The organism is Burkholderia sp. 572 (genome assembly GCF_040545135.1).
Lineage (GTDB): Bacteria > Pseudomonadota > Gammaproteobacteria > Burkholderiales > Burkholderiaceae > Burkholderia > Burkholderia cepacia.
Map to the genome: position 1 here is coordinate 310,499 of NZ_JBEPLH010000006.1, position 10,270 is coordinate 320,768.

The following is a 10,270-nucleotide window of genomic DNA, read 5'->3' on the forward strand; positions in this document are numbered from 1 at the left end:
TATAGGACAGGCGCGCCGGTGCGGGCAGCATGCATCATTCGTCCGACGAAACCGACCGGGCTCGTTCGTCCGGTCGCGGCCGTCACTGAAAGTGATGCACGTACCGCAGCACCATCCGCGTGCCCTGCGGCCGGTTCCGCGCATAGGTCTCGAAATACGCGTTGAACATCAGGTGATCCTGCTGCGAGAAGCTGTACATGGCCCCCGGGCCGATCGCGAACACGGCCTCCCGCGTGCCCGGCACGTCCTGCCCGTTTTCCTTCATGTCGGTGGTCTGGCGCAGCCAGTAGCCGTTGAGCCCCAGCCGCAGGCCGGGGCGCACCTCGTACTCGGTCGCGAAGTTCGCGTGGATCGCCTGGCCGGCCTGCGTCGACGTCACGTCCGGGCCGAGCGACGTGGCCGGCCGATGGTTGGTCGTGTTCCACAGATAGTGCAGCCGCCACGACACGGTCCATTTCGGCGTGAGCCACAGCGTCGCCGCCCAGTACGGGTCGAACGACCAGACATGGCTGCCCGGGTTGATCGCGCGCGACGGATCGTACGCGCCGGTCGGCGCGATGAACTGGAATTCCACGCGCTGCGCGAAGCGCGGGCCTTGCGCGCCCATCACCGGATCGAACTGGACGAACGGGCCGATCAGCAGGTCGCCGAAGCCGGCGCGCGCATTCAGCGCGACGTTGCCGATGCCGTCGTCGGTCCGCGCCGATGCGACCCACGGCAGGATCACGTCGAGGCCCGGATGCATGCCCGCGAACGTCAGCGGCGACTGATAGACGAGCTGGCTCAGCCCCGCGAACAGGTCGATGTCCTGCTTCGGCAACCCGACCTTGTTGCCCGCGTTGTCGTTGACGCGGCCGGCCGTGTAGTACTGCAGGTACTGCGTGCCGTACCAGCCGGAGCCGGCCGGCGGCATGCCGTCGAGGAAGCTGGTCATGCCGAGATTGACCGCCGGCAGGTCGGTTGCGCGGGCCGGCGCGCTTGCGGCCATGCCGGCGATCGAGAGGCCCGCGACGACGAGCAGGCGAGAGCCGAATTTCATGTTCACCACCTCCTGGTTGTTTATCGGTATAACTAATCAAACGGCGCGAAAAAGATCGGGATGATCGGCGATCGCACGATACTGGCCCGCGTGAAACACGAGCGGCGCCTTGCCGAACGCGGCGAACTGTTCGATCTGGCCGATGAAGAGCAGGTGATCGCCGCCTTCGTAATGGCCGACGTTGCGGCACACGAAGCGCGCGCTCGCGCCGTCGAGGCAGGGCACGCCGCCGGCGTCCGAATCCGCGTGCGGCACGCCGTCGAACTTGTCGGCGCTGGGCGTCGCGAAGCGGCGCGACAGGTCGATCTGGTCGTGCGCGAGGATGTTGATCGCGAAATGGGTGGCCGCGACGAAATCCGGGCGGCTCGGCGCGACCTTGCGAAGGCTCCACAGCACGAGCGGCGGATCGAGCGACAGCGACGAGAACGAATTGGCGGTGAGGCCCACCTTGCGTCCGTCGGCCGCGCACGTGGTGATCACGGTGACGCCGGTCGGGAACTGCCCGAACGCGGCGCGCAGCTGCATCGGGTCGAGGGTCGGGCGGTCGGTAGCGATCGTTTCCATGCCGGTTACTCCGAACGCGCACTGTGTTCGCGGATGAACGCCGCGCAGGCCGACGGCTCGAACCACCACGGCGAGAACCGGCGCGGATCGTCGAAGCCGTCGACGATCGCCGCGGCGAGCGACGGCAACTGGCCGGCCGCGCCGAGCAGTTCGAGGATGTGCGGCGGCGGCGGGGTGAGCAGCGAGTTGGTCCAGCGCACGACATGCTGCGCATAAGCCCAGTAGCCTTCGAACGTCTGCTGCATCCAGTCTTCACTGAACGGCGCGGCATCGCGCGCGACGATCGCATCGAAATATGCGTTCGCGCATTTCGCGGCGTTGTTCGAGCCTTGCCCGGTGATCGGATCGTTGACGACCACCGCATCGGCCATCCCGAACACCGTGCGGCCCGACGGCAGCCGGAAGAACGGCTTGCGCACCGTCGGCGCGAAGCGGCCGGCCAGCGTGCCGTTCGAATCGGTGAGCTCGACGTCGCGACAGCGCTCGAATTCCCACGGCACGTATTGCCGCAGGAACGACAGGCTCCGGTCCAGATGCTGCTCGGGCGTCTTCACGTCGGCCCAGCAGTCGAGCGGGCCGCCCGGAATGCCTTCGAACACCATGATTTCGCACGGGCCCGTCGTGGTCAGCGCGGGGAACACGAAATACTCGCCGATGCCGGGCAGCAGGTTGAAGCGCACGCGCGAATACGGCTGGCTCGGCGTCATCCCTTTCACATAGGTGAGGGCCAGCGCGCGTTGCGGGCGGTCGAACGCGCTGCGCGCGTCGTCGCGGCCGAGCAGGTTGACGATCTCGCCCTTGCCGGCCGCGAGCAGCACGAGGTCGTGGCTGCGTGCCAGTTCCTCGAGTTCGGGCACGCCGATGTCGCCGATGCGCACGTCCGCGCCACGGCGGCGCACGCCGTCGAGCCAGTCGGCCATTTTCACGCGCTGGTCGACCGACTGCGCGTAGCGGGTCAGCCGCGACGACCAGTCGATCGCCTTGCGGCCGCCGCCGTCCGGATGCGGTACCGCGATGCCGATCCCTTCGACGGACGGGCACGCTTCCTCCCAGGTGTTCAGGCCGAGGTCGCGTTCGATCTGCAGTGCGGTATGGAACATGCACTGGCTCGACATGACCTTGCCCGTGCGGATCTGTTCGGCGTCGCGATTCGTCGCGAGCGTCACGTGGTAGCCCTGGCCGAGCAGGGCGAAGGCGAGTTGCAGGCCGGACTGGCCGGCGCCGACGATGGCGATACGTCTCATGGGGATGTCCTTGGTTGGCCGGATGCCGGCTGGAATGATTGCGGGAAGCGGCGGCGCGGAACGGTCACTCCGCGAGCCGCGGAATGGCCGGCACCGCCTGTTCGGGGCCCATCGCGGAATAGCCGCCATCGACCGCGTAGTCGGCGCCCGTCACGAAGCTCGCCGCGTCGCTGCACAGGAACGTCACGACCTGCGCGACCTCGGACGGATCGCCGACGCGGCCGAGCAGGTGGAACGGCGCGGCGACGCGATCGGTCTTCGCGCGGTCGCCGTGCGTCAGCTCGTCCATCACGCGCGACCACGTCCATCCCGGCGATACCGAGTTGACGCGAATGCGCTCGGGCGCGAGATCCATCGCCATGCTGCGCGTGAGCTGGCGGATCGCCGCCTTGGACGTCGGGTACAGCCAGCGGCCGGTCTGCGCGCACTCGGCCGAGATCGAGCTGAAGTTCACGATCGCGCCGCCGCCGCGCCGGGCCATGTGCGGATGCACGGCCTTCGCGAGCATCGCGGCCGACACGACGTTGACGTCCATCGCGGCGAGCCAGTCGTTGCGGGTCGCCTGGATGCCGTTGTCGACATAGCTGCACGCGAGGTTGACGAGCACGTCGATCGCGCCGAACCGCTCGACGATCGCCGATATCGCACGTTCGATCGCGCGATCGTCGGTGATGTCGAGCGCGACGAACATGGCCTTTTCGCCGAGCGAACCGGCGACGCGCGCGCCGTTGTCCGCGTCGAGATCGAGGATCGCGACGCATGCACCGGCGCGGCTCAGGTCCTGCGCGACCGCGGCGCCGATCAGCGTGGCGCCGCCGGTGACGATCGCGACTTTGCCAGCAAGGGCAGTCATGGGGTGTCTCCGTGAATCGTGAGGTGAGGGAGGGGGCGCGTCAGTGCACACCCGTCGACGGCTCGCTGTCCTGCCAGCGGCGCATCAGGCCGTTCGACGGCACGGTTTCGTCGAGCAGCTTGCGGGCCGTTTCGACGCCCGCGACCGGCAGGCCGGCCGGATCGAGCAGGCCGATCTGCACGAGCACGCTCGCCTGATCCCAGTAGATATGCTCGTGATAGAGCTTGTCGCCGCGAAACTTGACGATCGCGACGAGTGGAATCTCGACGCGCTTGCCGGTGGGCGCGACGCCCGGCAGCATCCAGTCGATCTCGGTGGTGTGCGTGAAGCAGAACAGCAGCTCGTCGACGACCTGGCTCGCGCCGATCGTGCGCGAGATCGGCGTGATCGTCGTGTCGGGCGGATTCGCATGCACGAAGTGATGCGTGTAGAAGCGCTTGAGCTCGTCGTGGCCGACGCCGCCCGTCAGCGTCGGAACATGGTTGACGTACGGCTCGGCGACCATCGTCGCCATCGTGGCATCGACGTTGCGCGTGGCGAATTCGTGTTCGAGATGCGCTTCCCACAGTGTGGACAGGTCGTAGTGCGGGCCGAGCGCGGCGCGGAACGCGGCGATCGCGCGCTGGTGGGCCATCACCGCGGCGGCCTTGTCGAAATGATCGCCGCCGACGCGGGCGAACGCGTGATCGACGCCCGGATACACATACACTTCGACGCCGTCGCGGCCGGACAGCGCGTCGGCGATGCGCTGCTGCGCGTCGGGCGGGCAGAAGCGGTCCAGCCCCGCGATCTGCAGCACGAGCCGGCCCTGCAGGTGCGCGGCCTCGTCCAGCGCCTGCTCGATGCCCACGCCGTAGTAGCTGACCGCCGCGGCCACGCCCGGCAGCCGGCACGCGGCGAGATAGGCGAGCTTGCCGCCGAGGCAGTAGCCGAGCACGCCGGTTTCGCCCGTGCATTCCGGCTGCTGCCTGAGCGCGTCCAGCGCGGCACCGATGTCCTCGACGCCCTTGTCCTCGTCGAATTCGCGATACAGGGCCATCGCGCGCTCGACATCGGCTGCCGCATGGCCGAGCTCGATCCCCGGCGCCTGGCGCCAGAACAGGTCGGGCACGAGCACCGTATAGCCTTCCTCCGCGTAGTAGTCGGCGGCCTCCCGCATCGTCGCGTTCGCGCCGAAGATCTCGTGACACAGCACGATGCCCGGCCCCTTGCCGCCGGCCGGCGTGCTCAGGTAGGCGCGAAACGTTCCGCCGTCCGGCGACGGAATGTCGATGTGACGTCCTTTCATCTGTCCCTCCGTTGAATTCATTGCTGCGACGAGCCCAGTATTGGCGGACGAGACGTGCGCTTCTATCCGCTTTCTTCGGCCGGTATCCGCGAATTCCGGAAACCTGCGGCACCGGCCGCCGCGCGTGGGCAGGCGCGCGGCCGACTGCGGGTATGTGCGGATGCGGAAAGCCCGCACAGTTTTCTACGATGCGCGAACGGTCCGTTTCTTGCGTCGTTTGCGCGGGACTTGCGTGCTTTGGCGGCCGGACTGTCCGGATACTCCGGGCGCTATCCGGATCGTGCGGCGAATGCCCCCACACCGGGAACGCATGCACGGCGCGAGTGCAACCGAGCATGACGGGAGAACATCGATGGCGCAATTTTCCGGAACGGGCTGGCTGGCCGACACCGCCTGTTTCAATCACGACAACCTGCTGCTGCAGTCGAACGATGTCGACGAGGTGCGCGCGCGTGTCGCCGACGTCTTCAAGCCGCACCGGCTCACGCCGACCGGCGAATCGCGCGCGCTGCACAGCTGCATGCATCATGCGCGTTGGGGCAACCTGTCGTTGAACCTGCTCGATTACGGCGGCGGGGTCAGCATCGAGCCCGGGCCGCTCGAGCACTTCTTCCTGTTGCAGATCCCGCTGCGCGGCGACGCGGAGATCGAGTGCGGATCGGCAAGTTTCGTGTCGTCGCCGGGCACCGCGTCGTTGATCTCGCCGACGCTGCCGCTGAAGATGCGCTGGGGCGACGCGTGTCCGCAAGTCATCGTGCGCATCGAGCGCGAAGTGATGGAGCGCCATGCGCAGCGGCATTTCGGCGACGACCGGCGCGCACCGGTCGAATTCGAACCGGCATTCAACCTGTCGTCGTCGCAAGGGGCGTGTCTCGCGCAGTTGCTGCCGGTCCTCGCCGGCGCGATCGCGACGGACGCGCATCCGCTGCGTCATCCGCTCGCGTTCGAGCCGCTCGAATCGACGCTGCTCAACCTGCTGCTGCATGGCCACCCGAACAGCGCGCGCAACGGCACGCGGCACCTGCCGGTGGCGCTCGCACCGTTCTATGTGCGGCGCGTCGAGGATTACATTCGCGCCCATCTCGACGAGCCGCTGACGATCGAGCGGCTCGCCGACCTCGCCGGCGTGAGCCCGAGCACGCTGTTCGCCGGCTTCCGCCATCGCCACGGGATCACGCCGATGGGCTTCGTGCGGCAGTTGCGGCTGCAACGTGTGCGCGAGGAACTGCTGGCCGACGAGTCGCCGGGGCTCGCATCGGTGACGGACATCGCGCTGAAATGGGGCTTCGCGCACCTCGGGCGATTCGCGATCGAGTACAAGCGGGCGTTCGGCGAGTCGCCGTCGGCGACGCTCAGGATGCGGCGCGTGCGCGCCTAGACCCTCCGGCGGCAGCCCACGGCCGTTCCCGGGGCGCATGCAGCCTGGCGTTCCCGTCTTTCATCTGCCTTCCTCGCGGGCCGCCGCACGGATCGATCCCGCGCCGGCCCCGCCTCCAAAGCGCCAAACGCAGGCTTTTCCCGCCGGCGCACTTTTTTTAAAGACTCCGTTACGTTCGCCCGGTATGATCGCTGCGCTCGCGAACGACGCCATTGGCCGTTGCATGCCGACTCGCGCGCAACCAGCATCGCCAGCATGACAACACGGGGCGGACGCCGGCGGTGCGTCGCGCCGCGATCGGGCCGCGATCGGGTCGAATCGGCCACCAGCACGACGGAGCATGGAACGATGGTAACGGGGACGGGCGCGGCGAAACGCGCGATGGTGATCGCCGCCGGAGGCGCGTTGTACGTGGCGGCAGCGGGCGGCGCGCACGCGCAGGCATCGGGTGCGGCAGCGCCGCCGGCGGCCGTGCTGCCGGAAATCGACGTAACGGGGAAGGGCGACCGCTCGTCGAGCGGGCTCGTCGGGCTGCGCACCACGGCCGGCACGAAAACCGACACGCCGGTGGCAGAAGTGCCGCAGACGATCAACATCGTGACCGCGCAGCAGATCGAGATGACCGGCGCGACCGACCTGAACCAGGCGCTGCGCTACGTGCCGGGATTCGCGACGTTCGGTGCCGACAGCCGCACCGACTCGTATGCGGCGCTGCGCGGCTTCACGCCGACGCTATACGTCGACGGCGTGGCCGCGCCGCATACGGCCGTGATCGCGGACTGGCGCGTCGACCCGTACATGATCGACTTGATCGCGGTGCTGCGCGGGCCGACGTCGGTGCTGTACGGCGCGGGCGAGCCCGGCGCGATCGTCGACGCGCACACGAAGCTCGCCGACGGCGAACGCGTCCGTGAAGCCGGCGTGCAGATCGGCAACGACGCGCGCAAGCAATTCATGGTCGATGTCGGCGATACGCTCGACCCGGACGGCCGGTACGCGTATCGCTTCGTCGGCGTGGCGCGCGACGGCAACGCGGAAACCGGCCCGAACGGCGACCGTCGCGTCGCGCTGGCGCCGTCGTTCCGCTGGCGGCCGAACGCCGACACGTCGCTGACGCTCTCGGCGACGTTCCTGCAGGACAGCGGCGATATTTCGTCGAACTTCCTGCCTGCGTCGGGCACGGTGCTGCCGAACCCGAACGGCCGCCTGTCGCAGGACATCTACATGGGCGACCCCGGGTTCAACGACTACCGGAAGAAGCAGTGGTCGCTCGGCTACGCGCTGGAGCACCGCGTGAACGCGATCTGGTCGCTGCACCAGGACGTGCGCTGGTCGCACCTGTCGCTCGACGACGCGACGGTGTTCGGCAACGGCTTCGCGCCCCGCAGCACCACCAACATGATGCGTACCGCAGGGCTGTTCCAGCTCAACTACAGCCGGCTCGACATCGACAACCACGCACAGGCCCGCTTCGGCACGGGGCCGCTCGAACATACGCTGCTGCTCGGCGTGCAATACGACCGGCAGACGACGACCAACAGCGTGTGGCTTGCGATCGCGCCGTCGCTCAACCTGTATCACCCCGTATACCGGCCCGTCACGGACGCGATTTTCTCCGGCCCGACGTCGCTCGGCCACGTCGACCAGTACACGGCGATGAACACGTTCGGTGTATACGCGCAAGACCAGATCCGCTGGAAGCGCTGGACGCTGACGCTCGGCGGCCGCGAGGATTTCGTCAATGCGCGGTTCGACGACCGGACGGCCGGCAAGCAGGCGCGGCAGGACGTCAGTGCATTCTCCGGGCGCGTCGGGCTCACCTATCGGGGCGACGCCGGGCTGTCGCCGTATGTGAGCCATTCGACGTCGTTCGATCCCGTCATCGGCGTGCGGTTGTATGGTGGCGGGCTGCCGAAGCCGACACGCGGCACGCAGACGGAAGCCGGGTTGCGCTGGCAGCCGCCGGGCCGGAACCTGATGCTGAGTGCGGCCCTCTACCAGATCGACCAGACCAACGTCGTGACGCCGACGCCGGTCAATCTCGACCCGACCGGCACGACGTCCGTGCAGACCGGCAAGGTGCGCTCGCGCGGGATCGAGCTGAGCGCGGTCGGCAAGGTCACCCGCGAGCTGTCGGTCGTCGCGTCGTACGTCCATCAGGACGTCAAGAACGTGCAGGCGAACGACGCGTCGCTGAACCACTGGCCGGTGACCGTGCCGCTGCCGCGGCAGATGGCTTCGATGTGGGCCGACTGGACCTGGCGCACGGGCGCGCTGTCGGGCCTCGGGCTCGGCGGCGGCGTGCGTTACCAGAGCGCGTCGGCGGGCGCGCCCGACAACTCGCTGACGGTGCCGAGCGTGACGCTGGTCGACCTGGCGCTGCAATACGAGATGCCGCACTGGCGGTTCGCGCTGAACGTCGCGAACCTGTTCGACCGGCGTTATGTCAGCGGTTGCCAGTCGTATAACGTGTGTGTGTTCGGCAACGAGCGGACCGTGCTCGCCAGCGCGAAATACAACTGGTAGGCGCGAGCGCGCGGAACGCGTCCTACGCGTCGCGTTGCGGCTCCCGGCGCGCGGCGCGTTCACCGGCGTGGCGCTGGCGCCGCCACTCGGTCGGCGTGAGGCCGAAACGTTCGCGGAATGCGGTGGCGAAATTCGCCGGCGTGGAAAAACCGATCTCCTTCGCGATGCTGGCAATGCTGAGCGACGTCGAATCCAGCAGATCCTGCGCGATCCTCAGCCGCTCGTGCCGCAGATACTCGAACACCGTCTGGCCGAGATTGTCGCGAAACGCCCGCGACAGCCGCTTTTCATGCGTGCCGACCGCGCGTGCCAGTTGTTCCACCGTCGGCGGATCGTTCAGCGTCCGCGCCAGGTGGCGGATGGCCGCGCGCACGATGATGTCGTCGTCCTTGCCGGTCACGAACACGCTTTCCGTGTCGACGGGCCGCTCGCGCGTCGCCCGCGCGAGCTGCACGCGAATCCGCGCGAGCACTTCGGCCGGCTCGAACGGCTTCACCACGTAGTCGACGCAGCCGATCTCGAACCCCTCGAGGCGTTCGTGCAACGCGCCCGCCACGGTCAGGAAGATGACAGGAATCGCGCACGTCAGCGGATCGGCGGCCAGCAGCCGGCACGCGGTGAAGCCGTCCATGCGCGGCATCCGGACATCCATCAGGATCAGGTCGGGCATGAGCGCCTGCGCGCGCTGGCACGCCTGCAGCCCGTCGGATGCAATGCTGATCCGGCACCCGGTGCCGCGCAGGATGTCGATCAGCAAGCGAAGCTGGTCGGGCTGATCGTCGACGATCAGGATATGGGCGTCGCCCAATGCGGAGGTCGATGGATGCATCGTGCACCTGTTCTGGAATGGCTGCTGGCTGCGTTCCTGCGGGTGGCCGGCCCGGTTCGGATAATCGTTGGAAACTGCTCTATGGCAACGCACAAGCGCATCGATATTCGGATTTCGCGCGAACCGCGCGACAGACGACCGGTCGGCGTAATACCCGGCGTTGCTTGTATTGATCGCTGATCCGGTAAGGACGCGAAGCGTTGCCGCCGCCGCGCGTGGAAAAGGGTGCGGCTGACCGTGTCGATGCGAGCCGAATTGTAGGGGGATATTTCGATTCTTGCCAGACGCATTGACTCTATTTACTTCATTCCAGTTTTCTGATTCTTAATCAGATATTGTGATTTGCGTTAGCGATGTGGCACCCTGATGCCTGTCCATTTCCGCCATTTTCATTCTTGCCCGCACGCGATCGCGCGGCTCGGTGGTTTTTCTGCAGAAATATTTTCGCTGGAATTTGTTTTTAATCCGCTTCGGCAAAGCATTTGTCCGCTCTACAAAACATCCGGATTAATTCCGGCGCCGCGAAATCGTTTGCGAGATGCGCATTTT

The 10,270-nt window shown here is 67.4% G+C and carries 8 protein-coding genes; 2 read left to right on the forward strand and 6 right to left on the reverse strand.

Features of this window, described 5'->3' with window-relative positions; genetic code table 11:
* Window positions 1-82: 82 nt before the first annotated feature.
* The 5 genes from ABIC51_RS14380 to ABIC51_RS14400 all read right to left on the reverse strand — a co-directional run bounded on the left by ABIC51_RS14380 (window position 83) and on the right by ABIC51_RS14400 (window position 4,988).
* Window positions 83-1,039, reverse strand: coding sequence for a SphA family protein (locus ABIC51_RS14380; protein ID WP_027792713.1), 957 nt, complete (start codon window positions 1,037-1,039; stop codon window positions 83-85).
* Window positions 1,040-1,075: 36 nt separating this feature from the next.
* The gene (locus tag ABIC51_RS14385) at window positions 1,076-1,603 is read right to left on the reverse strand and encodes a flavin reductase family protein (RefSeq protein WP_354006524.1); all 528 of its coding nucleotides are present in this window, start codon (window positions 1,601-1,603) and stop codon (window positions 1,076-1,078) included.
* Between the two features lie 5 nt (window positions 1,604-1,608).
* Entirely contained in the window at window positions 1,609-2,847 is a 1,239-nt protein-coding gene (locus tag ABIC51_RS14390; protein WP_060372600.1) for a styrene monooxygenase/indole monooxygenase family protein, read from the reverse strand.
* A 64-nt stretch (window positions 2,848-2,911) separates the two neighbouring features.
* Window positions 2,912-3,700 carry an SDR family oxidoreductase gene (locus ABIC51_RS14395; protein ID WP_060084654.1) on the reverse strand — a complete coding sequence of 263 codons (789 nt, stop codon included), beginning with the start codon at window positions 3,698-3,700 and terminating at the stop codon, window positions 2,912-2,914.
* A gap of 40 nt (window positions 3,701-3,740) precedes the next feature.
* Window positions 3,741-4,988: a dienelactone hydrolase family protein gene (locus ABIC51_RS14400; protein ID WP_226128562.1), complete on the reverse strand. Its 1,248-nt coding sequence runs from the start codon at window positions 4,986-4,988 to the stop codon at window positions 3,741-3,743.
* Between the two features lie 352 nt (window positions 4,989-5,340).
* On the opposite strand from ABIC51_RS14400, the gene ABIC51_RS14405 reads away from it, so the two are divergent.
* Window positions 5,341-6,366 carry an AraC family transcriptional regulator gene (locus ABIC51_RS14405; RefSeq protein ID WP_027792708.1) on the forward strand — a complete coding sequence of 342 codons (1,026 nt, stop codon included), beginning with the start codon at window positions 5,341-5,343 and terminating at the stop codon, window positions 6,364-6,366.
* Window positions 6,367-6,714: 348 nt separating this feature from the next.
* Entirely contained in the window at window positions 6,715-8,892 is a 2,178-nt protein-coding gene (locus ABIC51_RS14410) for a TonB-dependent siderophore receptor (protein ID WP_354006525.1), read from the forward strand.
* Window positions 8,893-8,914: 22 nt separating this feature from the next.
* Here ABIC51_RS14410 and ABIC51_RS14415 read toward each other — a convergent pair whose 3' ends face one another.
* Window positions 8,915-9,721, reverse strand: a complete 807-nt coding sequence (locus ABIC51_RS14415) for a response regulator transcription factor (protein WP_027792706.1) — start codon at window positions 9,719-9,721, stop codon at window positions 8,915-8,917.
* Between the last annotated feature and the right edge of the window lie 549 nt (window positions 9,722-10,270).